22 protein-coding genes are annotated in these 23,583 nt (G+C 42.0%); 16 read left to right on the top strand and 6 right to left on the bottom strand.

Annotated elements, in window-relative coordinates:
- Positions 1 to 16: 16 nt before the first annotated feature.
- Both BA724_RS15420 and BA724_RS15415 read right to left on the bottom strand, forming a co-directional pair.
- The gene (locus BA724_RS15420) at positions 17 to 1,762 is read right to left on the bottom strand and encodes a B12-binding domain-containing radical SAM protein (RefSeq protein ID WP_069939559.1); all 1,746 of its coding nucleotides are present in this window, start codon (positions 1,760 to 1,762) and stop codon (positions 17 to 19) included.
- Positions 1,759 to 2,760, bottom strand: a complete 1,002-nt coding sequence (locus BA724_RS15415) for an acyltransferase family protein (protein ID WP_069939558.1) — start codon at positions 2,758 to 2,760, stop codon at positions 1,759 to 1,761. Before BA724_RS15415 ends, BA724_RS15420 begins: the two co-directional genes overlap by 4 nt.
- 176 nt (positions 2,761 to 2,936) lie before the next feature.
- Between BA724_RS15415 and BA724_RS15410 the strand changes: the two genes are divergently transcribed.
- The 3 genes from BA724_RS15410 (at position 2,937) to BA724_RS15400 (ending at position 6,441) form a co-directional block, all read left to right on the top strand.
- Positions 2,937 to 3,374, top strand: coding sequence for a MarR family winged helix-turn-helix transcriptional regulator (locus BA724_RS15410; RefSeq protein WP_069939557.1), 438 nt, complete (start codon positions 2,937 to 2,939; stop codon positions 3,372 to 3,374).
- Between the two features lie 66 nt (positions 3,375 to 3,440).
- Entirely contained in the window at positions 3,441 to 4,049 is a 609-nt protein-coding gene (locus BA724_RS15405; RefSeq protein ID WP_069939556.1) for a CPBP family intramembrane glutamic endopeptidase, read from the top strand.
- Between the two features lie 253 nt (positions 4,050 to 4,302).
- Complete coding sequence (locus BA724_RS15400; RefSeq protein WP_069939555.1) at positions 4,303 to 6,441, top strand: ATP-dependent Clp protease ATP-binding subunit; 2,139 nt, start codon at positions 4,303 to 4,305, stop codon at positions 6,439 to 6,441.
- A 38-nt stretch (positions 6,442 to 6,479) separates the two neighbouring features.
- Here BA724_RS15400 and BA724_RS15395 read toward each other — a convergent pair whose 3' ends face one another.
- On the bottom strand, positions 6,480 to 6,659 hold the full coding sequence (locus BA724_RS15395) for a YkvS family protein (protein ID WP_069939554.1): 180 nt from the start codon (positions 6,657 to 6,659) through the stop codon (positions 6,480 to 6,482).
- A 172-nt stretch (positions 6,660 to 6,831) separates the two neighbouring features.
- Here BA724_RS15395 and BA724_RS15390 point away from each other — a divergent pair, with 172 nt between their 5' ends.
- A complete protein-coding gene (locus BA724_RS15390; RefSeq protein ID WP_069939553.1) occupies positions 6,832 to 7,026 on the top strand; it encodes a hypothetical protein in 195 nt (64 codons plus the stop codon).
- Positions 7,027 to 7,038: 12 nt separating this feature from the next.
- A complete protein-coding gene (locus tag BA724_RS15385; RefSeq protein ID WP_069939552.1) occupies positions 7,039 to 7,776 on the top strand; it encodes an SDR family oxidoreductase in 738 nt (245 codons plus the stop codon).
- Here the strand turns inward: BA724_RS15385 and BA724_RS15380 are convergent.
- Positions 7,773 to 8,150: a PilZ domain-containing protein gene (locus BA724_RS15380; RefSeq protein ID WP_069939551.1), complete on the bottom strand. Its 378-nt coding sequence runs from the start codon at positions 8,148 to 8,150 to the stop codon at positions 7,773 to 7,775. The genes BA724_RS15385 and BA724_RS15380 overlap by 4 nt on opposite strands.
- Before the next feature lie 143 nt (positions 8,151 to 8,293).
- Between BA724_RS15380 and BA724_RS15375 the strand changes: the two genes are divergently transcribed.
- Both BA724_RS15375 and ptsP read left to right on the top strand, forming a co-directional pair.
- Positions 8,294 to 8,560 carry a phosphocarrier protein HPr gene (locus tag BA724_RS15375; RefSeq protein WP_069939550.1) on the top strand — a complete coding sequence of 89 codons (267 nt, stop codon included), beginning with the start codon at positions 8,294 to 8,296 and terminating at the stop codon, positions 8,558 to 8,560.
- Positions 8,560 to 10,278 carry a phosphoenolpyruvate--protein phosphotransferase gene (gene ptsP / locus BA724_RS15370; protein ID WP_069939549.1) on the top strand — a complete coding sequence of 573 codons (1,719 nt, stop codon included), beginning with the start codon at positions 8,560 to 8,562 and terminating at the stop codon, positions 10,276 to 10,278. The genes BA724_RS15375 and ptsP overlap by 1 nt, the downstream gene beginning before the upstream one ends.
- Before the next feature lie 163 nt (positions 10,279 to 10,441).
- On the opposite strand, the gene BA724_RS15365 is transcribed toward ptsP, so the two are convergent.
- Positions 10,442 to 11,593 (bottom strand): aminotransferase A, encoded by a 1,152-nt coding sequence (locus BA724_RS15365; RefSeq protein WP_069939548.1) that lies wholly within the window; start codon positions 11,591 to 11,593, stop codon positions 10,442 to 10,444.
- A 142-nt stretch (positions 11,594 to 11,735) separates the two neighbouring features.
- Between BA724_RS15365 and BA724_RS15360 the strand changes: the two genes are divergently transcribed.
- Complete coding sequence (locus BA724_RS15360) at positions 11,736 to 12,638, top strand: chemotaxis protein (protein ID WP_069939547.1); 903 nt, start codon at positions 11,736 to 11,738, stop codon at positions 12,636 to 12,638.
- A 42-nt stretch (positions 12,639 to 12,680) separates the two neighbouring features.
- Here BA724_RS15360 and BA724_RS15355 read toward each other — a convergent pair whose 3' ends face one another.
- The gene (locus tag BA724_RS15355) at positions 12,681 to 13,145 is read right to left on the bottom strand and encodes a YkyB family protein (protein ID WP_245676229.1); all 465 of its coding nucleotides are present in this window, start codon (positions 13,143 to 13,145) and stop codon (positions 12,681 to 12,683) included.
- 129 nt (positions 13,146 to 13,274) lie between these two features.
- On the opposite strand from BA724_RS15355, the gene BA724_RS15350 reads away from it, so the two are divergent.
- The 8 genes from BA724_RS15350 to BA724_RS15315 all read left to right on the top strand — a co-directional run bounded on the left by BA724_RS15350 (position 13,275) and on the right by BA724_RS15315 (position 23,577).
- The gene (locus tag BA724_RS15350) at positions 13,275 to 14,810 is read left to right on the top strand and encodes a Ppx/GppA family phosphatase (RefSeq protein WP_069939545.1); all 1,536 of its coding nucleotides are present in this window, start codon (positions 13,275 to 13,277) and stop codon (positions 14,808 to 14,810) included.
- A 14-nt stretch (positions 14,811 to 14,824) separates the two neighbouring features.
- Positions 14,825 to 16,924 carry an RNA degradosome polyphosphate kinase gene (locus BA724_RS15345; RefSeq protein ID WP_069939544.1) on the top strand — a complete coding sequence of 700 codons (2,100 nt, stop codon included), beginning with the start codon at positions 14,825 to 14,827 and terminating at the stop codon, positions 16,922 to 16,924.
- Between the two features lie 84 nt (positions 16,925 to 17,008).
- Entirely contained in the window at positions 17,009 to 17,782 is a 774-nt protein-coding gene (gene fadH, locus BA724_RS15340; protein WP_211272239.1) for a 2,4-dienoyl-CoA reductase, read from the top strand.
- A gap of 123 nt (positions 17,783 to 17,905) precedes the next feature.
- The gene (gene treP / locus BA724_RS15335) at positions 17,906 to 19,315 is read left to right on the top strand and encodes a PTS system trehalose-specific EIIBC component (protein WP_069939543.1); all 1,410 of its coding nucleotides are present in this window, start codon (positions 17,906 to 17,908) and stop codon (positions 19,313 to 19,315) included.
- Between the two features lie 39 nt (positions 19,316 to 19,354).
- Positions 19,355 to 21,019 carry an alpha,alpha-phosphotrehalase gene (gene treC / locus BA724_RS15330; RefSeq protein WP_069939542.1) on the top strand — a complete coding sequence of 555 codons (1,665 nt, stop codon included), beginning with the start codon at positions 19,355 to 19,357 and terminating at the stop codon, positions 21,017 to 21,019.
- Positions 21,020 to 21,068: 49 nt separating this feature from the next.
- Positions 21,069 to 21,788, top strand: a complete 720-nt coding sequence (treR, locus tag BA724_RS15325) for a trehalose operon repressor (RefSeq protein WP_069939541.1) — start codon at positions 21,069 to 21,071, stop codon at positions 21,786 to 21,788.
- A 298-nt stretch (positions 21,789 to 22,086) separates the two neighbouring features.
- Complete coding sequence (locus tag BA724_RS15320; protein WP_069939540.1) at positions 22,087 to 23,292, top strand: EAL domain-containing protein; 1,206 nt, start codon at positions 22,087 to 22,089, stop codon at positions 23,290 to 23,292.
- Positions 23,293 to 23,358: 66 nt separating this feature from the next.
- Entirely contained in the window at positions 23,359 to 23,577 is a 219-nt protein-coding gene (locus BA724_RS15315) for a hypothetical protein (RefSeq protein WP_069939539.1), read from the top strand.
- The last annotated feature ends 6 nt before the right edge of the window (positions 23,578 to 23,583 follow it).

Here is a 23,583-nt window from a genome sequence, read left to right as displayed (position 1 = left end):
GTTCACTGCTTTTTTATTAAACTGTTTCAGTTAAAATGCATGAGAAGAAATATAATGAAGACCCGGTGCCGGCTGGATTAAAATAAGCAAGCAGCCATCCGTCCTCCTGTACCCAGCTGTCATTCTGTTTCCGCATCGTCACTGGTTCTAAAATGGTGTGCTTATGCAGGTCCTTTTCACGAAGATGAAGAGACGCGAACGATTCTCCTGCAATGAGCGGGTGGTCAGCCAGCTGTTTGTACACGACAGTACGTTCGTCCGATCCTTCTGAGCACCACCATGGCTTGCGCGGCTTAAAACGCTGATTTCTCAAATAATCATACTTCATGATGCTTTCAACATGGACGGCCGCATCCGGGTGTGCTGCTTGTAAAAAGGAAGAGAGGCGCTTAAATAAGTCTTCCAGCTGGTGGCCGATGCGTCCCCAGCCGGCCTCTTCCCAAAACGCACCGAAATCCTGGAAAAAGTCAAAAGGCGTCAAAGCGAGATGCCGGGTAATATACTCAATCGTTTCATCGGTCCGGTGATCATTCCAATATTTTTCAAGCACATCTTCCGTCTGTTTAATACGAATAACATCTTCAAACGGAAGCACACGGTTTGAAAGCATCTCATACGGTGCCTGGTCCATATATTCATAGCCGTAATGCGGAGCGCTCAGGCGCAGCCCGGTGCCGCGGAGAAGCTTTAAGAAGCCAAGCTGCAATTCTTCCGGTCGAAGCGCAAACACATCATTAAATGTACGCCGGAATGAGTTGTAATTTTCTTCAGGAAGACCGGCAATTAAATCGAGATGCTGATCAATTTTGCCGCCTTCTTTTACCAGAGTAACCGTGCGAACAAGCTTCTCCCAGTTTTGTTTGCGCTGAACAAGTTCATTGACGTCATCGTTCGTCGACTGTACGCCAATTTCAAAACGAAACAAGCCGGCCGGCGCGTGTTCATTTAAAAACTGAATCACTTCCGGCCGCATGATGTCGCCGGTAATTTCAAATTGAAAAACTGTGCCGGGTACATGTTCGTCTATTAAAAATTGAAACATTTCCATCGCATAGCTGCGGCTTATATTAAATGTGCGATCGACGAATTTAATTGTTTTTGCGCCATTGTTCATTAAAAAGCGGATATCGTCTTTTACTTTTTCACGATCAAAGTAGCGGACACCCGTTTCGATGGATGACAGGCAAAATTGGCAGCGAAACGGGCAACCGCGGCTCGTCTCAATGTAGGTAATCCGCTTTGACAAGGAGTCGCGGTCTTCTTCAAATCGAAATGGAGAAGGCAGCTCCCGCAGATCGATTTTATTCGTTTGCGGGTGAATGTGATGTGTTTCGTCTTGTTTATACGCAATTCCGGGCACATTCGAAAAGTCGCGGCCGCCGGATAATTGATCCAGCAGCATCCGGAATGTTTTTTCCCCTTCACCAATGACAATGAAATCAATATCGTGAAGCCGGTCGAGCCAATATGGAACATCGTATGTCACTTCCGGTCCGCCAAAGACAATCGTACAGTCGGGCAGCACTTTTTTGATCATGCCTGCTACCCGGATCGTTTCTTCAATGTTCCAAATGTAACAGCTGAAGCCAATGACATCTGGTTTCTGGCTGTACAAATCCGATACAATATTCATCGCCGGATCTTTAATCGTATATTCCGCAATGCGGATGTCATAAGCATCTTCACAGTACGATTTTAAATAGCGAATGGCTAAATTAGTATGGATATATTTTGCATTTAGTGTGCAAACAGTAATATTCACGTTTTATTCTCCTTTTTCGTTAAAAAACCCGGCCGTTTTAGTTCAAGGAATGGCCGGAACAAGGCGGCTGTCAATGGTGACGAAAGCAGCAGTGTCAAGCCGGCGGCAGTCGCCAATAAGACAAAGATTGACGGCGGCAATTCGAGATTATCGACACGCCGAGATGACTGGACAAAAAATCCATGCAATAAATAAACATAAAGCGTGTTGCGGCCCCATGACGTGAAGAAAAAATTTTTTCGTGGCACAATAGACAAAATAAATGCGATCATGACGATATTAATCACATACACAAGTGTGCGCCAAAACAACCCTTTTAAAGGTTCTGCTCCAAGCCCTGCATAGGATATAGACCCAAACAGCCATTCAATCTGAATGTAGGTGTTTGCGTAGAAATAGATAAACAGCCCAACGGTGAAACAAAGTAGCAGAATGCGGGTTGAAAACCGAAAAAGAGGCTGAAACCATTCTTTTTTCGCATAGTAGCCTGCTAAGAAGAATGGGAAAAACATAAATGTCCGGCCGATGCTGAGAACCGTTAATGATTCATGCACTAATCCAATTAGCAGTCCGGCTGCAATCGAAACAGCGAGCGCGAGAAGCGGTTTTTTCAGCCATTTGACAACCCCAAAAAGCAGGACGTGCCAAAAAAATAAGCTGAGTAAAAACCAAAGTGACCATTCTGGAATAAGCAGGCTGACAGACAGTGCTTCTTCATGCTCAATCCAAAAGTAAAAAATCGAATAAACGATTTGAAAAGTGACGAGTGGAATAAGCAGTTTTCCCGCAATCTTTTTAAGATAACCCGGCCGCAGAATGCCTTTAGCAAAAAAACCGGATATAAAAATAAACGCGGGCATATGAAATGAATAGATCGTCATATAAAATGCGTAAATGAGCGGGCTGTCATATACATATGGGCGCATCAAATGGCCGAATACGACTAAAAAAATAAGGAAAAATCGTACATTATCAAAATAGTCATCACGTTTTTTCAATGAAATCACCTGTATAATAAGATAAACACATGACGCTATTATACACGACCGGAAAAAGAAATCGACAAAAAACAATACTTAAAAAAATGAAATAGACGGTTTAATACTTTTAATATAAAGCAAAAATGTGTAACGTATAAAAGAACAAGATGAAATAGACAGGCGGGGGAGCAGCCATGAAAGACAGCAAAATGTCATTAAAATTATTTATTGTGTTATCACGCGCATACAAAGTCGTCAATGAACAAGTAAACGGATTTATTCAAACATCCGGGCTGAATCCGACAGAATTTGCGGTACTTGAACTTTTATATCATAAAGGACCGCAGCCGCTTCAGCAGATAGGCGGAAAAATCCTGTTGGCAAGCGGAAGTATTACGTACGTCGTCGATAAATTGGAGAAAAAACAGCTGTTAAAGCGGGTCGCTTGCCCGCAAGATCGCCGGATTACCTATGCAGCGATTACAGAAGACGGAATCGAATTGATTGAACGCATTTTTCCAGAGCATGAGCAAAATATTCACGAGCTGCTCAGCGTTTTGTCAGAGGAAGAAATGGAACAGGCAACGGCCATCTTGAAAAAACTTGGTTTATCAATTAAAAATTTGTCATAACCCTTTTTGATCAACCCGCTTTATTTATGGTAAAATGATTCGGGTTGATGAAAGGAGCTTTACAAAATGGCATTATGGAAAGATTGGCGCTTTATTATCGGGGTTATTGCTGCATATATTCTTTTATATGTAACGTTTTATGACCGGGATATTTTTTGGTATATATATACGGCAGCTGCTTTATTTTTTATTAGTATTTCCATTATAAGCGAGCCAATTGATGACCAGCAAAATACAAACAGGTTTATGCTTTACGGTATTGTCTCTGGTGTTCTTTTATATACATTATTTGCGGCGGGCTATGCTTTATTAAAAATCATGCCTGTATCAGCCGAAGAGCATGCCTCTTCTATATACGCACTGTTTAGTCCTGTGTTTGTTTGGCATTATATTGTTCTTGTGCTTATTATTATCCCTGGGGAGGAGCTCTTTTTTCGAGGGTTTATCCAAAAAAGGCTAAACTATTACATGAATGAATGGGGAGCTATGATTATTGCGGCGCTTTTCTACGCATCTGTTTTTATTTATTCTGGGGAATGGATGTGGGTGCTGGCGGCATTTTGTGCGGGTATCTTTTGGGGCAGCTTGTATATATGGCGGAAAAGCATTCCGCTTCTAATCATTTCTCATTTAATCTTTGATTTGCTTTTTGTCGTCTTTTTACCATTGGCTTGAAGTGTCTTAAAAAGACACTTCTTTTTTTGTGCATTTTCAGGCGTCCTCAAGGTCCACATGATACAGATTACAAAGACCAGCTCAAACTCTTCTAGGGGCAAAAAGCTCCTTCGCTGATGCTCTTCTTATGCTTGTTCTCGCATGAACGTACGCCCTGCATTTTTTTAAGCAAAAAACTTGAAAGTCAAAAAAGGTCAAAGTATACTACATCTATAGTCAAAGATGGTCAAAGTAAAAAAAGGGGATGACGTAGATGAAATGTCAAAAATGTCAGCAGCATGAAGCAAATGTGCAGATGAGTGTCCGTGTCAATGGACAGTCTGCGCAATACTATTTGTGTGATGCTTGTTATCAAAAAGAAAAACAAACAATCGGAGGAATGAAGATGAATTTTCAATCATTCGGTTTTCCATTTGATGAATATATGAAACAAATGCAGCCAGAACAGCTGCAGCAATCAATGAAAGGGCAAACGCCGCCGGCTCAGGCAGGACGAGGAGGAGGCGGAATTCTTGATCAGTTTGGGCGCAATGTGTCTTCTCTTGCAAAAGCAGGATTAATTGACCCTGTCATTGGCCGCGATAAAGAATTGACTCGTGTCATTGAAATATTAAATAGACGAAATAAAAATAATCCTGTGTTAATCGGAGAGCCAGGTGTCGGAAAAACAGCCATTGCAGAAGGTCTTGCCCTTTATATTTCAGAAGGACGGGTACCGGCAAAACTCGCCGATAAGGAAGTCTATGTTCTTGATGTAGCCTCACTCGTTTCAGGCACAGGAGTACGCGGGCAGTTTGAGGAACGAATGAAGCAAGTGATTTCAGAAGTGAAAGAGCGGAAAAATGTTTTGCTCTTTATTGATGAAATTCACCAGTTGGTCGGCGCTGGCTCAGCGGAAGGATCAATGGATGCCGGTAATATTTTAAAACCAGCGCTTGCACGGGGGGAAATGCAGCTTATTGGTGCAACAACTTTAAAAGAATATCGTCAAATTGAAAAAGATGCAGCACTCGAACGTCGTTTTCAGCCGGTGCAGGTAGCAGAGCCTGATGTTGAAGAAACGATTCATATTTTAAAAGGTCTGCAAAAGAATTATGAAGACTTTCATCAGGTGACATATTCAGAAGAGGCGATTCAAGCGTGTGCCTTCTTGTCACATCGTTACATTCAAGATCGTTTTTTACCGGATAAAGCGATCGATTTACTTGATGAAGCCGGTTCAAAATTGAATTTAACGATTAACCAAACGGACACAGCTTCTATTCAAGAGCAGTTGTTGTTGATTGCGAAACGAAAAGAAGCGGCTCTTCAGAAGGAGCAATATGAGGAAGCGGCAAAATTACGTGATGAAGAAGCACTGCTGGAACAAAAGCTCGCTCAAGGAGATCAGTCATTTTCAGCACCGGTTGTCAAAGCGGAAGATATTCAATCGCTAATTGAAAGCAAAACCGGAATCCCAATCGGAAAGCTTCAGCAGGATGAACAGCAAAAAATGAAACATATTGAAGCAAATCTGGCGGGAAAAGTGATCGGACAAGAAGCGGCCGTTAAAAAAGTGGCAAAAGCCATCCGGCGCAGCCGTGCTGGACTGAAAGCAAAAAGCCGACCAATCGGTTCTTTCCTTTTTGTTGGACCTACGGGTGTCGGGAAAACAGAATTAACAAAGACACTGGCGGAAGAGTTATTCGGTTCAAAAGAGGCGCTCATTCGTTTAGATATGAGTGAATTTATGGAAAAACATAGTGTGTCAAAATTAATCGGATCGCCTCCGGGCTATGTCGGATTTGAAGAAGCCGGCCAGCTGACAGAAAAAGTACGGCGCAATCCATACAGCATTATTTTGCTGGATGAAATTGAAAAAGCACACCCGGATGTTCAGCATATGTTCCTGCAAATTATGGAAGATGGGCGCTTAACAGACAGCCAGGGCCGTACAGTAAGCTTTAAGGAGTGCGTGATCATTATGACGAGCAATGCTGGCGCCGGCAAAAAGAACGTAACGGTCGGTTTCGACAAACAAGCGGACCAGTCTGAAATGTCTGTACTTGAATCATTGGCGGATTTCTTCAAGCCAGAGTTTTTAAACCGGTTTGATGCCATTATTGAATTCGCATCGCTCGGTAAAGAAAACTTAGCGGAAATTGTAGAGTTAATGATTGTGGAATTAAATGAAATGCTTGCTGAGCAGCAAATGAAGATCGACGTGGACGAAAAGGTAAAAGAAAAGCTCGCAGAAATGGGCTACAGTCCGCAGTTCGGGGCGCGTCCGCTTCGCCGGGTTATTCAAGAACAACTTGAAGACGGGATTGCCGACTTTGTTTTGGACAATCCAGAAGCAGTGCATTTAAATGCAGTAATAGAAAAAGGAGAAATTAAGATTAAAGCAGTGTAAATAAACAAAAGAGCGGATGATAGAATCCGCTCTTTTTTTCATGCGTGGACGATGATATAATTTTTATGGTTAACGACTGTTTTTTCTTCCAATTCGCGCTCATCGAAATCTTCCATAATAGTTAAATCAACAATAACGGAGTTTTCATTTACTTTTTCGACGATCCCGCGCAGACCGTCTTTAAATTCAATAATGTTGCCGACTTCTGCTTTTGTCATATATTTCGCTCCTTTACGACACTTGACGATACCATTTCCGCTCGTTTTCTTTTATAATAAGAGACGTTAGCGAAAGGTATTAAAGTAAATTTTGCCTTATTTTTTGAAAATAGTAAAGAGTTTTACACTGCGTTTTGTCAATTTTTTGACTATTTTAATAGGGGGTGAATGATTGACGGCAGAAGAGGCAGTTCAATTGATTGAAAACCTTCGCAATGGATCAACAAAGCTCCTGAAAATTCAACAAAAGGATTTTCTGCAGTTTAGACAAGAGCTGATCAATCAGCCGGATTTTAAGCATTTCCGTGGAATTGCTAAACACGGAGGCCACACTGAATATGAATATATGAAAACACCTCGAAGCTAAAGGAGTGGGAATATGTTTAAAGGAAAAACAGTGGTTGTTACTGGTGGAGCAAAGGGGATTGGCAAAGCAACAGCTTTCGCTTTTGCGAACAAAGGAGCATTCACGGCGATTGTAGATGTAAATGAAAAAGAGGGGCAGACAGTCGTCCAAGAATGGAAAAAAGCAGGTATTGACGCTGCATTTTACACTGCGGACGTTGGGAATACAGAAGAAATGGCCAATGTATTTGCCTGCATTGTGGAAAAAAGAGGAACCATCGATATCCTGATTAACAATGCCGGCGTTTCTTCTTTCGGCTCTATCTGGGACATAAATAAAAGTGACTGGGACAAAATAATGACCACCAATGCTGCAAGTGTCCTGTTTAATTCACGTGAAGCGGCTAAGTATATGGAAGAAGGCGGCGCCATTGTGAATATGTGCTCAACAAGGCAAAGCATGTCCGAAGCAAACACAGAATTGTATGCCGCTTCTAAAGGAGCCATTTATTCTTTAACGCATGCCTTGGCTATGACATTTAGCGAAAAAGGAATTCGAGTGAACAGTATAAGCCCAGGATGGATTGAAGTAGGCGATTATAGCCAGCTACGGCCGGAAGATCATGCCCAGCACCCGGCCGGCCGGGTGGGCAAGCCGGAGGATATAGCTAAAGCCTGCTTATATCTTGCCGATCCTGAAAACACATTCATAACAGGTGAAAATATCGTTATTGACGGTGGGATGACGCGCAAAATGATTTATTTGTCCTAACTTTTTTGTTTTTTTAACTGCTCCTTGGTATACACTTTTAACGCAGAAACGATTTGATTTTTTAAAACGTCGCTTCCATCACTTTGAACTCCATATTCAAACGAGTCGCGGGCATGTCGTTTGTAGATTAATTGTCCTGTAAATTGAATTAACGTACCGGACAGCTGAAATGAAAAAATGAGGATAAAATCGCTTTTTAATTCTACATCTGTTTTAGAAACAATTTTCATTCCATTCGGGCTGATATCCAAAATGTAAGCAGTAAATGTTTGAATTTTTACTTTTACACCGTTAGAATACTGATACACTTCACATGCAGTGGGAATGGATTCAGGAAAAACGTAGCGGAAAGCTTCCTTTCTTTTATAATACATGATGAAATCTCCCTTGTTTTGTCTATATTTGTCTATTTTAAAAGATTAGTCCAGGAAGAGCAATATACTAAAGCTCGATCGTTGAGGGAAAATGAATTTAGTGCTATTCTCTATGAAGAAAATGATAAAGGAGAGACAATGTAATGTCGAAAAAAACTTTTACAGTAACAGCAGATACAGGAATTCATGCACGTCCTGCTACACTTCTTGTGCAAACAGCGAGCAAATATTCAAGTGATGTAAATCTTGAATTTAACGGTAAAAAAGTAAACTTAAAATCCATCATGGGCGTTATGTCACTTGGTATTGGGAAGGGTGCTGATATTGCCATTTCAGCAGAGGGCAATGACGAAACAGAGGCGCTTGATGCCATTGAAACATTGTTGAAAAGTGAAGGTCTTGCAAACTGATGGCGGCGATATTAAAAGGCATCGGCGCATCTGACGGCATTGCCTTTGCGAAAGCATACCGCTTAATGGAGCCGGATTTGACGGTTGAAAAACGGGGCGTGACGGATGCAGCAGCTGAAACAGAACGGTTCCGCGCAGCGCTTAAAAAATCCGAATCAGAACTTGAAGTGATTAAAGAAAAAGCGCGTAAAGATTTAGGCGATGACAAAGCCGCTATTTTTGAAGCGCATTTGCTCGTTTTAAATGATCCGGAATTAACAGGTCCAATTGAAGACAAAATTAAGTCGGATGCTGTTAATGCAGAATTTGCTCTTGAAGAAACGGCCAATATGTTTATCGGCATGTTTGAAGCGATGGATAATGAATACATGAAAGAGCGTGCCGCGGATATTAAAGACGTAACGAAACGCGTATTGGCAGCGCTTCTTGGAGTCGACCTTCCGGCACCGGCATTGATTGCAGAAGAAGTAGTTGTTGTTGCAGAAGACTTAACGCCATCTATGACGGCACAGCTGAACCGTGAATTTGTAAAAGGATTTACGACGGATATCGGCGGCCGGACGTCTCACTCCGCTATTATGGCCCGTTCACTTGAAATTCCAGCTGTTGTTGGAACAAAAAATGCGACAGCTGATATTCAAAACGGGGACTTGGTTATTATTGATGGCCTTCAAGGTGAGGTGCACATTAATCCGACAGAAGAGGTAGCGGCTGAATACCAAAAGCGGGCTGAAGCTTTTGCTAAACAAAAAGCAGAGTGGGCGAAGCTTGTAAATGAACAAACCGTTACAGCAGATGGACATCATGTTGAGCTTGCTGCAAACATTGGCACACCGGCGGACCTTGACGGGGTAAAATCAAACGGCGGAGAGGGTGTAGGCTTATACCGGACAGAATTTCTGTACATGGGCCGTGACAATCTGCCGACAGAAGAAGAGCAGTTTGAATCTTACAAAGCGGTATTGGAAGGAATGGAAGGCAAGCCGGTCGTTGTTCGTACATTGGACATCGGAGGGGACAAAGAGCTTCCATACTTGAACCTGCCGCATGAAATGAACCCGTTCCTCGGTTTCCGTGCCATTCGTCTTTGCCTGGAAGAACAGGATATTTTCCGTACACAGCTTCGCGCATTGCTTCGTGCGAGTGTTTACGGAAATTTAAAAGTGATGTTCCCGATGATTGCGACAGTAAATGAATTCCGTCAGGCAAAAGCGGTTCTTTTAGAAGAGCGTGCGAAGCTTGAAGCGGAAGGAATTGAAGTAGCGGGGAAAATCGAACTTGGCATTATGGTTGAAATTCCATCAACGGCTGTTATCGCGGATCTGTTTGCGAAGGAAGTTGATTTCTTCTCGATTGGAACAAATGACTTAATCCAGTATACAATGGCAGCGGATCGGATGAATGAGCGCGTTTCTTATTTGTACCAACCATACAATCCTTCGATTTTACGCCTTGTAAAAATGGTCATTGAAGCAGCACATAAAGAAGGCAAATGGGCAGGGATGTGCGGGGAAATGGCTGGAGACGAAACAGCGATTCCGCTGCTGCTCGGTTTAGGGCTTGATGAGTTCTCAATGAGCGCAACATCTATTTTAAAAGCGCGTGCACAGCTGAAAACTTTGTCAAAAGCAGACATGGAAACATTGGCAGCCAAAGCAGTTGAAATGTCAACCGCTGAAGAAGTTGTCGAATTGGTAAATTCCATCGAAAAAAAATAATAAAAAAGGTGTTAAAAAAAGAAAAAGCGGGAATAATACTAGCGTAACCAGTTTTTCATTCTCCATTTCTCTCACTTTTACCCGGGCAAACGCTGCCCGGGATTTTTTTATGCCTAAAAAGCAGCGGCCGTCCTTATGTTAAAGGAAGCCGCTGCTTGATTGTTTATAATGTTTTTAAAAATTGCTCAATCCGTGATAAACCTTCTGAAATCTCCTGTACACTGCAGGCATAGGACAAACGGAACCAGCCTTCTCCCGTCTGTGAAAACGCACTGCCTGGAACAACCGCCACTTTATATTCTTTCGCAAGTGTCAGGCAAAAGTCAAAGGAAGAACCATGATACGCGTCCGGCACTTTTACAAAAAAGTAAAATGCGCCATCTGGTTTTACCGTTTGCAAACCAAGCTTCTGTAACCTTTCAAGTGCCACATCCCGGCGCTTTTTATATTCATCCCTCATCGGCACTGCGTCGTTTATTCCATCCGTCAGCGCCGCAATCGCTGCTTTTTGCGAAATGGAGGTGGCACATGACACATTGTATTGATGGACTTTGAGCATATGCTGTGCAATCGCCTTGGGCGCAAAAAGAAGGCCGATCCGCCATCCGGTCATTGCATGGGATTTTGATAAGCCGTTTATAACGATCGTTTGCTCTTTTAAAAAAGAAGCGATGGATACGTGGGGCTGTTCATATACAATTTCACTGTAAATTTCGTCGGCTAAAATAAATAATTCCTGCTTTTTCGCCAGTGCCGCAATATCTTTTAGCTCTTGTTCAGTTAAGCTGACACCGGTTGGATTAGACGGATACGGTAAAATAATTACTTTCGTTTTTTTCGATACATGCCGTCCGATCAGATCTGCAGTCATGCGAAAATTATTGCCCGCTGTATCAATCATTACAGGCTTTGCTTCACATAAATGAATGATCGGTTCGTAACCAGGGTAAACAGGACCGGGGAGAATGACTTCATCACCTGGCTGTAATATCGTACGCAGGGCAATATCAATCCCCTGACTGGCTCCGACTGTCACAATTACTTCTGTTTCGTCATCATAAACAACCTGATATTTTTTACTGTAAAACTGTGCAGCTGCTTTTTTTAATTCAGGAAGCCCGGCATTTGGTGTATAAACGGTCTCATTTTGATTAATTGCCTGGATACCTGCTTTTTTTACATGTTCCGGTGTATGAAAATCCGGCTGACCAATCGTTAAAGAAATCATATCTGTTTGTGTGCCAACTAAATTAAAAAATTTACGGATACCGGAGATTTCAATTTCTTTTACACGGTTATTTAATCGATGTTCCATTTGTAAACCACCTTTTTCTAATCTATTGTTATTATAATGTAAATTTTTCAAATGAATATTAAAGAATTCTAAATTTTTGAGGCATCGACAAACTTTTAATTCGTGATATAGTAAAATAAAAAAGTAAGGGGACTAATGGCTTATGACAAATGATTATGGAGTTTTACTTGAATCTGGAACGAACGAACTTGAAGTGGTGGAATTCGAGGTGCACGGCAATCATTATGGCATCAATGTCATGAAAGTGAAAGAAATTATTCAGCCGATGCCGATTACATTCATTCCTCATGCGCACGATCATATTGAAGGTATTATTCAACTGCGTGGTGAAGTATTGCCCGTTATTGACATGGCTAAAGTGCTCGGGATGCCCCCTTCAGAAAAACAGTCCACTGATAAGTATATCGTGACGGAATTCAATCAACAAAAAGTCGTTTTCCATGTAAAAAATGTAACACGTATTCATCGTATCTCCTGGAATGACATTGAAAAACCTTCTGAAATGTATCAGGGTGGCAATAATCAAATAATTGGTGTTATTAAAATTAACGGAACGATGATCTTATTGATCGATTTTGAAAAAATTGTTGTGGACATCAATCCTCATTCAGGTATTCATGTTGATCAAATTAAAAGTTTAGGGGAGCGTGAACGCTCAGAAAAGCAGATTATTGTAGCGGAGGATTCACCATTGCTGCGCAAGCTCATTCACGATACGCTGAAGGAAGCAGGGTATGACCGTGTCGAATTTTTTGAAAATGGCCAGCTGGCATATGAGTTCTTAGAATCAACGCTGGAAAAGAAAAATACATTTGAAGAAGTCCAGCTGCTTGTTACTGATATTGAAATGCCGAAAATGGACGGCCATCATTTAACAAGACGGATTAAAGAGCATCCCGTGCTAAAAGAGCTCCCCGTCATTATTTTTTCATCGTTGATTACCGATGAACTTCGCCATAAAGGAACAGGTGTCGGAGCCGATGCGCAAGTAAGTAAACCTGAAATTGCTCGTCTTGTCCAGCATATTGATGAGCTTGCCCTATAAAAAAGAAAGGACGCTTGCTTGGCGGCTGCGTCCTTTTTCTTGTTAATATGATTGGCCAAGCGGCTTAAAAACAGGCTTTGTGTATTTTTTTTGTCCGGGTGGCTTTTGCTTCGGGCTTTCTTCTTTCATGCCTGTATACGATTCAAGAATGCTTTTGGCTTTTGACAGTCCCATTGAACAGCGGGGATTGCGTATTTGCTCGCTTAATCGGCCGAGATGAGGGAGAGAATCAAAATCTTCTTTGCATGGCGGCATGTGGAAAGTGTAGTCTCCACACGAAACAAGTACATCGGACTGCTGTCGGCTATTTTTGGGGTTTCGAGAAAAGTGAAGACCTTTTTTTTCTGCTTTGCCTTCTTTGATCATTTTTAAGAGGGCGCATTTTTTTAGCGCATACAAATATTTTGGGTTTGTGGCTGTCTTTGCATGACGGTTAACCGTAAAGATCGCTTTGGCGAGGGTATCGTCAGATGAAGGTCCGGTGAAGGGTTCGGATTTTTTGCTCAAGATAGTGGCTCCTTTCGTCCTCATTTTCTCTCATTATATACTGTTTACACCTGATTTGGAAGCATTCATCGTGGTTTGCATGGTATATTAAAAGGGGAAAATGAATAAAAAAAGAAAGCGGGAAAGACTATGGAACAAAGCAAAACAGCCATTATCGATATTGGGTCAAATACAGTCCGTCTTGTTTTATATAAAGAGCTTGGATCGGCAATAGAAGAGTTTCGAAATGTGAAAGCGCCGCTTAGACTGCGCCGCTTTTTAGATGCGGAAAGCAAAATGAGTGAAGAAGGGATTGGGCTGCTGCTGGAAGCATTACATAATTTCAAGGAAGTCCTCGATTATTACGATGTAACTGAAGTGGAATGTACAGCGACTGCAGCAGTCCGGCAGGCAGCAAACCGGGATGCTATTATTGAAAAAGTGAAAAAAGAAACAGGCTTTTATATCCGCTTGTTATCGGGAGAAGAAGAAGCGTCCTATGGATTGACGGCTGTTTTAAAAACGATGCCGGCTGATAATGGATTAACGATTGATATCGGCGGCGGCAGTACGGAAATTACGTTATTTGAAAACAGGAAATTAAAACATTCATTCAGCTTTCCGTTTGGTGTCGTTTCGCTGAAAGAACAATTTATAGCAGAAGATCGAATGAAGCCGAAAGAGCAAAAGAAAATGGCAGAATATATTCAAAGTGAATTAAAAAAGTTTGACTGGCTGGAAAAAGCGCCGGATGGTGTCATTGCAGCAATTGGAGGAAGCGCTCGAAACTTGGCAAATGTGCAGCAGTTAAAAGAAAGCTATCCCCCGCTTGGTGTGCACGGTTATGAACTGACAGTAGAGGCGCTTGATCAGCTGCGCACGGAACTCTCACCACTTTCGTATTCGGAATTTGAAAAAGTGGATGGCCTTTCCAATGAACGCGCGGATTTAATACTGCCCGCCATTGAAGTGTTTTATCAGCTGGCTATACATACGAAAGCAAATGGATTGCTCGTCAGCTCCCGAGGACTTCGTGACGGTATTATGCTGGAGCGGACAAAAGAGGGCGTATATGAAACGGCCGCGGATGTGAAAAGAAATGGTATAAAACGTCTTTTAAAGATTTATGGCCATGATACAAAACATCATTACCAAATGATGAAGCTGACTAAAAATATGCTGAGAGGCTTTGAGCAAGAAGGCATAATTGAAGTGACGGATAAAGAGCGCTTTATCATTGAGCAGGCCGCGGCTTTATTTTATCTCGGTGAATACATTTCCTCCAATTCGAAAAGCCGTCATACATTTTATTTGCTCATTAACTCATTGTTTGACGGCTTTACCCATTGGGAGAAAGCGTATATTTCCTTAACTGCTTCTTTTACAAACAATTCAACGCTAAAACAATATTTGGAAGAATTTAATGGCTGGTTTTCAAAAGAAGAAATACAAAAAATGCGGGAATACGGTGCGCTGTTAAAACTTTGCTTTAGCTTAAACAGCTCCAAGCGAAGCATTGTAAGCGATCTAAATGTAAAGAGGGAGAATAATTATCTTGTTATTACGGTTTATTGCGAAGGCAGTGAATTGGCTGAACGTTATCAAAGCGATAAACAAAAGCGCCATTTGGAAAAAGCTTTGCAAAAAACAATTAAAATGGAATTTAAAAGAATTGAAATAAGTTGAAACGGGGGATTCCGATGAGTGGACAGGCAGCAATTGATTTGGCGAATCCGATGTATTATAACAACCGGGAATTAAGCTGGCTTAACTTTAACAAACGTGTGTTGGAAGAATCATCGGATTTAAATAACCCTTTATTGGAGCGGATGAGATTTTTAGCTATTTTCAGCTCAAACCTGGATGAGTTTTTTATGGTACGGGTAGCCGGACTGAAAGATCAGGTAAAAGCCGGTTTTAACAAGCCTGAAAACAAAGCGGGGCTGACACCGAAGCAGCAGCTGAATCGAATCAGCATTAAAGCACATGAACTAGTGAAAATCCAAAATCGGGTACTGACAGAAGAAGTATGGCCTTCTCTTGAAGAAGAAGGTTTTTATTTGAAGAAGCCGGCGGATTTGATGGAAGAACAGCAGCAGTTCCTCCGTGATTACTTTGACAATGAAGTATTTCCTGTATTAACACCGATGGCGATTGATGCATACCGTCCATTCCCGATGCTTTTGAATAAATCGCTCAATCTAGTTGTCATGCTCGAAAATGATGAGCCGGAAGCAGAAATGGACCGCGTCGCAATCGTGCAAGTCCCTGGAGTGCTCGACCGGGCAATTGAAGTGCCGTCGGAAGAAGGTGGTACGTTTGTTTTATTAGAAGACGTATTGGAATATTTTATTGACCGTATTTTCCAGGGCTACATTGTGAAAAATGTAAATACGTTCCGGATTACACGGAATGCTGATATGGAAATTCACGAAGAAGGTGCACGGGATTTATTGCTTGAAATTGAAAAAGAGTTGAAAAAGCGAAAGTGGGGAGCTGCCGTCCGGCTGGAAATCAAGTCTCAGGATATGGACCAGCACGTGCTTGATTATTTATTGGAAGAGCTTGAAATTCATTATAAAGATGTATATGAAATTGACGGACCAATTGATTTGACCTTTTTATTTCCGTTTACGAAAAAACTAAGCACCCTGCGTGAAGGGCTGACATATGAGACATTTATTCCACAGCTGCCGGAAGATTTATCATCCCGGGAGGATATTTTTGAAAAAACATTGCAGCAGGATGTGCTTTTTTATCATCCGTATGAATCATTTGAACCGGTCGTGGATTTTATCTCGCAGGCAGCAGATGATCCGACCGCTCTGGCAATTAAAATGACCCTTTATCGAGTAAGCGGAGACTCGCCCATTATTGAATCACTAAAGCGTGCGGCTGAAAAAGGAAAGCAAGTAACCGTACTGGTGGAATTAAAAGCCCGATTTGATGAGGAAAATAATGTGCAATGGGCAAAAGAACTGGAAAAAGCGGGTTGCCACGTTATTTATGGCATGCACAATTTAAAAACCCATAGTAAAATTACGCTTGTTGTCCGAAAACGAGCCGGACAGATTGAACGATTTGTCCACCTTGGAACGGGCAACTATAATGATGCAACGGCCAAGCTTTATACAGATCATGGGCTTATCACATCTAAGAAAGAGTTTGGTGTCGATGCGACCAATTTCTTTAATTATTTGAGCGGCTATATGGATAAACCAAAGTATAACCATCTTGTTGTGGCGCCATTTGATATTCAAGATGCGTTCATTAAGCTGATTGACAAAGAAATCGAGATTCACAAAAAGCATGGAAACGGTCGAATTATTGCGAAAATGAATTCTTTAACAGATAAGCGGCTTATTATGAAGTTATATGAAGCTTCCAACGCCGGTGTGCAAATTGACTGCATTATTCGTGGTATTTGCTGTATGCGGCCAGGGATTCCTGGTGTGAGTGAAAATATTCGGGTGACCAGCATTGTTGGCCGGTTTTTAGAACATAGCAGAATTTACTATTTTCATCATAATGGTGAACGAAATATTTATTTGTCATCCGCAGATATGATGACACGCAACATGATTAAACGTGTCGAAATATTATTTCCAATTATAGATGAATCGTTAAAGGACAGGCTTGTTGATTTTCTGCATTTGCAAATGTCCGATAATGCAAAAGCCCGTTATCAAGATAACGAAGGGAACTATCATTATGTTAAACACGGAAAAGATGATGTGTACATTGACTGCCAGCTTGAGTCTTTAAAAGCAGCGTATCGTATACAAGAAGATGAAGAATAAAAAGACGACCCGCAAACTTTTGTTTGCGGGTCGTCTTTTTAATGATACAATACTGAGTGAATAATCATTCATATCATAAGGGGGATGAATATTGTGAAAGGGAAAACAGTCATTATTACAGGTGGATCAAGCGGGATGGGGAAATATATGGCCAAGCGCTTTTTCGATGAGGGAGCGAATGTTGTCATTTGCGGCCGAAGTGAAGAAAAACTGGCCGAAGCAAAAAAAGAGATTGCAGGGGACAGCAGTCGGTTTTTAACGGTTGCCATGGATGTACGAAAGACTGATGAAACGGAGAAACTAGTCAGTAGAGCCGACCAGGCTTTCGGCTCTATTGACGTGCTTATTAATAATGCAGCTGGAAACTTTATTTGCCCGGCAGAAAAGCTAACGCCAAATGGATGGAATTCTGTTATCGATATTGTGTTAAATGGTACCTTTTATTGTTCTCACGCAATCGGGAATTATTGGATTCAGCGCGGAATAAAAGGCTCGATTATTAATATGGTGGCTACATATGCGTGGAATGCAGGAGCAGGCGTTGCGCACTCGGCAGCTGCAAAAGCCGGTGTGCTTTCATTAACCCGTACTCTTGCTGTTGAATGGGGAAACCAATATGGCATTCGTGTTAATGCGATTGCTCCGGGCCCGATTGAACGGACAGGCGGTGCGGATAAACTATGGGAATCGGACGAAGCAGCAAAACGGACCATTAACAGTGTGCCGCTGCATCGACTGGGCACACCGGAGGAAATTGCCGGACTTGCTTATTATTTGTCTTCTGATGAAGCGGGTTATATAAATGGTGAATGTATTACGATGGACGGGGGCCAATGGCTCAACCGGTTTCCTTTTTAAAAACAGCGGTTTCCGCTGTTTTTTTTTTTTTGGTATCGCTTCCTTTTTTATTGACGCCATGTATATACAAGTGATAAAGTGTTAATACTAAGATGTATATACAAGTTTAGGAGGGAAGTTGAAATGGGAGCATACTCAAAACAAGCTGAACAAATTGTTGATGCTGTCGGTGGAAAAGAAAATATTGAAGCAGCGACACATTGTGTCACGCGGCTCCGCTTTGCACTAAAAGATGAAAGCAAAGTAGATGAATCAAAGCTCGAACAAATTGATGTCGTAAAAGGTTCTTTTTCAGCGAATGGGCAGTATCAAGTTGTTATTGGACAAGGAACCGTCAATAAAGTTTATCAAGATCTTGTTAACCAGACTGGTATTGGTGAAGCATCAAAAGAAGATGTGAAGAAAGCATCGGAAGCGAATTTAAGTCCGCTGCAGCGTGCCATTAAAACACTGGCTGATATTTTCATCCCTATTTTGCCAGCCATTGTAACAGCTGGTTTACTGCTTGGACTTAATAATATTTTAACGGGGCAAGGGATCTTTTTCGAAGAATCATTGATCGAGCGGTATCCACAATGGGCGGATATTGCAAGCGTAATCAACTTAATTGCGAATACGGCATTTACATTTTTACCGGCATTGATTGGTTGGTCTGCGGTAAAACGGTTCGGTGGCAGTCCGCTGCTCGGGATCGTACTCGGCCTTATTCTTGTTCACCCAGATTTGTTGAACGCCTGGTCCTACGGGGCGGCAGAAGAAGCAGGAGAAATCCCGACCTGGAATATCCTTGGGCTCACAGTTGAGAAAATTGGCTATCAAGGTCAAGTATTGCCTGTTTTGTTTGCTTCATACTTGCTTGCGAAAATTGAAGTATTTTTAACAAAGCGAGTTCCAGAAGGCATTCAGCTTTTAGTTGTGGCGCCGGTTGCCCTTCTTGTTACGGGGTTTGCTGCGTTTATTTTAATCGGTCCGGTTATGTTTACGGTCGGAAATGTGATTACTGATGCGGTTATTTATATTTTTGATACTGTACCTCTTCTTGGCGGATTGATTTACGGGGGTCTTTACAGCCTGCTCGTTATTACCGGGATGCACCATACATTCCTTGCAGTTGACTTGCAGCTTGTCGGTTCCCAGCTAGGCGGTACGTTTTTATGGCCGATGCTGGCGCTGTCTAACATTGCACAAGGTGCAGCTGCATTGACCATTGGCTTTTTGGCAAAAGAAGAGCGTTTAAAAGGGCTCTCCTACACGTCTGCGCTATCCGCTTTTCTCGGCATTACAGAGCCGGCCATGTTCGGGGTTAACCTACGTTTCCGTTATGCGTTTGTCGCAGCGATGATCAGTTCAGCGATTGCCGGCATGTTTATCTCGGTTAATGGTGTGCTGGCAAGTACAATTGGTGTCGGCGGCATTCCAGGTTTCCTTGTCATTAGCAAAGGCATGACTTCGTTTTTAATTGGTATGGTCATCGTACTCGTCCTGCCAGTCATTTTAACTCTTGCGTTTTCAAAATTTGCAAAACAAAAATAAAGGGCGGACTCTGCCCTTTTTTTCTATTAGGAGGACTTCATAATGAGTGAACAGTGGTGGAAAAAAAGCGTTGTTTATCAAATTTATCCAAAAAGCTTTAATGATACGACCGGAAACGGAATAGGTGACATTCAAGGAATTATCGAAAAGCTCGATTACTTACACGATCTCGGTGTTGATGTCCTTTGGCTGACGCCGATTTATGAATCACCGCAAAAAGACAATGGTTACGATATTAGTGACTATTACCGGGTCAATCCGGATTATGGCACAATGGACGATGTGGAAAATCTGCTGGCAGAAGCGCACAAGCGGAACATAAAGATTGTGATGGATCTTGTCGTCAATCATACTTCTACTGAGCATGACTGGTTCAAGCAGTCAAAAAAACCGGATTCCCCTTATCGAAATTATTACATTTGGAAAGATGGAGTGAACGGTGGCCCGCCAAACAATTGGAAATCAAAATTTGGCGGATCGGCATGGGCTTACGATGAAGAAAGCAGCCAATACTACTTGCACTTATTTGATCGTACGCAAGCAGATTTAAATTGGGAAAATAAACAGCTTCGTCAAGATCTATATAAAATGATGCATTTTTGGCTCCAAAAAGGAATTGACGGCTTTCGGCTCGATGTCATTAATTTAATTTCCAAAAATCAGTCATTCCCAGATGATTTTGAAGGAGACGGGCGGCGGTTTTATACAGACGGTCCCCGTGTTCATGAATTTTTACGTGAAATGAATGATGAAGTTTTTTCTCATTATGAATTGCTGACAGTTGGCGAAATGTCTTCTACTACGATTGAGCATTGCATCCGTTACTCGCATCCAGATTCAAAAGAATTGGCGATGACGTTTAACTTTCATCACTTAAAAGCTGATTACCCAGACGGCGAAAAATGGACAGCGGCCCCGTTTGATTTTTTATGGCTGAAAGACGTCCTGTCTACCTGGCAGGTTGAAATGGACAAAGGAGGCGGCTGGAATGCCCTGTTTTGGTGCAACCATGATCAGCCGCGAATTGTCAGCCGATATGGAAATGATCAGCAGTATCGCGTGAAATCGGCAAAAATGCTGGCGAATGTGATTCATTTGATGAAAGGAACGCCGTACATTTATCAAGGGGAAGAAGTCGGCATGACAAACCCTGATTTTGATCGAATTGAACAATACAGGGATGTTGAATCGTTAAATATGTATAGAGAATTCATTGATCAAGGCATTGCTGAACAAGATGTAATCACGATCTTAAAACAGAAGTCAAGAGACAACAGCCGGACACCTGTTCAATGGAATGATAGTCCGAATGCCGGATTTACTGATGGCACCCCATGGATTGATGTTGCGCCTAATTACCGCAAAATTAATGCGGAAGCCGCACAAAAGGAAGAAGGTTCTATTTTTAAGCATTATAAAAAATTAATTCAACTGCGGAAGCGGGAAGCCGTTTTGCGCGAAGGGTGCTATCGCCTTCTTCTTAAAGAAAATCCTTCTTTATTCGTCTATGTGCGTGAGCTTGAAGATGAAAAATGGCTTGTCGTTAATAACTTTTATGAAGAGTCTGCTCCATTTGCAGTACCGGAAGAGTTTAAAGAAATGAAGTCAGAGCTTATCCTGTCTAATGAACCATCTGCTCAAAAAGTTCTTTCGGATTGGACCTTAACACCGTATGAAAGCACTGTGTACCGCCTGTTTAATTAATCTATTTTATGTTACAGTGGAAAGAATGATATCATGCAGGTGAACAGAAATGAAAAAAAATAAATATAAAAACATTTATGAAGAGCTCGCTGGAAAAATGAAAGATGGCACATTTCAACCGGGCGAACTGATTCCATCAGAGCACGAACTTGCGGCCCGCTATGAAACGTCAAGAGAAACGATTCGTAAAGCGCTCACTCTTCTTTCGCAAAATGGGTATATTCAAAAGCTGCGTGGCAAAGGCTCTGTTGTCCTCGACACAAGCCGTGCGAGTTTCCCCATTTCAGGACTCGTCAGTTTTAAAGAATTGGCGGATCAAATGAATGGCGCCATCCAAACGAGTGTGGAAGAATTCCGCTTGATTCTTCCGGATCCTTATTTGCAGCATCAGCTTCAATGCAGCGTAAAAGAAGAAGTATGGAAAGTCATCCGTGTGCGTACATTTGACGGGGAACGCGTTATTTTGGATAAAGATTTTTTGTTGAAAAAGCATATTCCAGCGCTGACAGAGGACATATGTGGAAAATCAATCTATGCCTATATCGAGCAGGAGCTTGGGCTGACGATCAGTTTTGCGAAAAAAGAAATCACAGTAGAGCCATGTACCAATGAAGACATGGATTTTCTTCATACAAATGGTTTTGCACACGTTGTCGTCGTTCGTAACTACGTGTATTTAGATGACGCAAGCCTTTTTCAATATACGGAATCAAGGCACCGGCCGGATAAATTTCGATTCGTCGATTTTGCTCGTCGCCATATGAAGTAGCCCGGCGCAGTCTTGTGCCGGGTTCTTTCTATATGTTTTTGGCCGCTGCCCAGCTCCAGACATGATCGAGCCCCACACGATGTGGGCCACAAAAGTGTTGCAGCCGGAAGCTGCGTTCTTAGCTTTCGTTCCATCTACCCAACCCAGCCAAGTCCTTCTAGAAACAGAAAGCGCCTCCGTCAGTAATCGTCTTATGATTGTCGCCGATAGACGGCGTCTTGCGCTTTTCTAATTCACAGCATAATTGTTAAAAGTCATGTATAATAATAAACGATTTGACGGAATAGGGGGCTAATTTATGGATGCACTTGAAATTATGAGCAATCTGGATCGTGTCGTGCCGTATTACCAGCCGATTTTCAGCGCCGATGAACATAAAATTATTGGATATGAAGTGTTAGGACGTTACATAGAAAATGAAGCCGCCCAAAGCCTCGGGCATTTTTTTCTTGATGAGGATACACCGGATGACTACCGTCGTGAAGTGGAGGACGTTATTGTCAGAAAAGCGCTTGATGCATTTACGGAAACAGGCAGAACAGAAATGCTGTTCATAAACCGCAAAGCAGCAGGCCTTCTCGAAGATTATGGTGAATCTTTTTTAGCCATTTTAGATGAGTATGCTGAAAAAGGATTAAAGCATGAGCAAATTGTTCTCGAAATATCAGAAGCTGACTATAGCAAGTCTCTTGATAATGTGCTGCGTTACTATAAAACGCTTGGCATCCGGCTTGCGGTTGATCATATCGGAGAAGTAGACGGCGATATTCGCCATTTTGCCGGGTCGTCACCCGATATTTTAAAAATAAGTTTACGTGCATTACGAAAAGACGCCAGTGACCAGTCTTACAAAAACATCGTTTATTCGCTTTCTATGTTTGCACGCAAAATTGGTGCATCTCTTCTTTTTGAAACGGTGGAAGCAGAATATCAGCTGCAGTATGCATGGAAAAACGGCGGACGTTATTATCAAGGTTTTTATTTGGCGGAGCCGTCACCGGACTTTGCGGAACCCGACGGACTGAAAGAGATGCTGCGAGAAAAGTGCAGTCGGTTTATTTCATACGAGAAAAAAGCCCTCGGCAGCGTTTATGCACTCGCTGAACAATTAGAAATTGGTCTTGGTGCAATGATCGCTAAGTCAAAATCGATTCCAAAAGAAAAGCTGCTTGAAGACATTGCACAGGAGTTTAATGAAATGTGCTTTCGGCTTTATATTTGTGATGAAAATGGATTTGAATTAACGCCCAACTATTTTAAAAAAGAAGGGCAGTGGATTTTTCAACCGGAATATTTGGACAAAAACTGGAGCTGGCGACCATATTTTCTCGAAAATATTGTTCGGATGAATAAAAATGGCGGCGGCTTAATTTCCGACTTGTACAATGACATCGAAACGGGTGAAACAATCCGGACATTCTCTTATCCTGTCAATGAACATGAATACTTGTTTTTTGATATTCCATATGAGTATTTGTACGACCAGGATGGATTATTGTATTAACGTATGAAACACGCTGGACCTGGAAACAATGGAAGCATCCTGAAATGTAAAGGGGATGCTTTAACCATGATCTGGATGATTTTATCGGCTGCTGTTCTGATCGGCGGCGGCCTCTGGACAGCGGCCATTATGAAGCGGTCGGGCGCCTTTGGACGAAAGGATACTGACAATCCAGAGCCGGTCCAGCAACATCCTTACGGGCTGAATCCGATCATTTGGCTGTATATAGCGGCATTTGTCGTTTTTTTAGGGATCATCATCATTGTTTGGATGAAAGGACGCTGATTTAAG

Origin of the sequence: Domibacillus iocasae, from assembly GCF_001750285.1 — a bacterium.
Lineage (GTDB): Bacteria > Bacillota > Bacilli > Bacillales > Domibacillaceae > Domibacillus > Domibacillus iocasae.
This window is presented reverse-complemented; position numbering and strand designations above follow the sequence as displayed.

What these genes read in the sequence shown, in the direction of transcription:
- BA724_RS15350 (WP_069939545.1), top strand. Translation starts at nt 13,275, where the DNA reads ATGGAACAAAGCAAAACAGCCATTATCGATATTGGGTCAAATACAGTC.
- BA724_RS15320 (WP_069939540.1), top strand. Translation starts at nt 22,087, where the DNA reads ATGGATGCACTTGAAATTATGAGCAATCTGGATCGTGTCGTGCCGTAT.
- BA724_RS15395 (WP_069939554.1), bottom strand. Translation starts at nt 6,659, where the DNA reads ATGACAAAAGCAGAAGTCGGCAACATTATTGAATTTAAAGACGGTCTG.
- BA724_RS15375 (WP_069939550.1), top strand. Translation starts at nt 8,294, where the DNA reads ATGTCGAAAAAAACTTTTACAGTAACAGCAGATACAGGAATTCATGCA.
- BA724_RS15345 (WP_069939544.1), top strand. Translation starts at nt 14,825, where the DNA reads ATGAGTGGACAGGCAGCAATTGATTTGGCGAATCCGATGTATTATAAC.
- BA724_RS15380 (WP_069939551.1), bottom strand. Translation starts at nt 8,150, where the DNA reads ATGTATTATAAAAGAAAGGAAGCTTTCCGCTACGTTTTTCCTGAATCC.
- BA724_RS15410 (WP_069939557.1), top strand. Translation starts at nt 2,937, where the DNA reads ATGAAAGACAGCAAAATGTCATTAAAATTATTTATTGTGTTATCACGC.
- BA724_RS15385 (WP_069939552.1), top strand. Translation starts at nt 7,039, where the DNA reads ATGTTTAAAGGAAAAACAGTGGTTGTTACTGGTGGAGCAAAGGGGATT.
- BA724_RS15315 (WP_069939539.1), top strand. Translation starts at nt 23,359, where the DNA reads ATGATCTGGATGATTTTATCGGCTGCTGTTCTGATCGGCGGCGGCCTC.
- treP (WP_069939543.1), top strand. Translation starts at nt 17,906, where the DNA reads ATGGGAGCATACTCAAAACAAGCTGAACAAATTGTTGATGCTGTCGGT.
- ptsP (WP_069939549.1), top strand. Translation starts at nt 8,560, where the DNA reads ATGGCGGCGATATTAAAAGGCATCGGCGCATCTGACGGCATTGCCTTT.
- BA724_RS15400 (WP_069939555.1), top strand. Translation starts at nt 4,303, where the DNA reads ATGAAATGTCAAAAATGTCAGCAGCATGAAGCAAATGTGCAGATGAGT.
- BA724_RS15405 (WP_069939556.1), top strand. Translation starts at nt 3,441, where the DNA reads ATGGCATTATGGAAAGATTGGCGCTTTATTATCGGGGTTATTGCTGCA.
- treR (WP_069939541.1), top strand. Translation starts at nt 21,069, where the DNA reads ATGAAAAAAAATAAATATAAAAACATTTATGAAGAGCTCGCTGGAAAA.
- BA724_RS15365 (WP_069939548.1), bottom strand. Translation starts at nt 11,593, where the DNA reads ATGGAACATCGATTAAATAACCGTGTAAAAGAAATTGAAATCTCCGGT.
- fadH (WP_211272239.1), top strand. Translation starts at nt 17,009, where the DNA reads ATGAATATTGTGAAAGGGAAAACAGTCATTATTACAGGTGGATCAAGC.
- BA724_RS15360 (WP_069939547.1), top strand. Translation starts at nt 11,736, where the DNA reads ATGACAAATGATTATGGAGTTTTACTTGAATCTGGAACGAACGAACTT.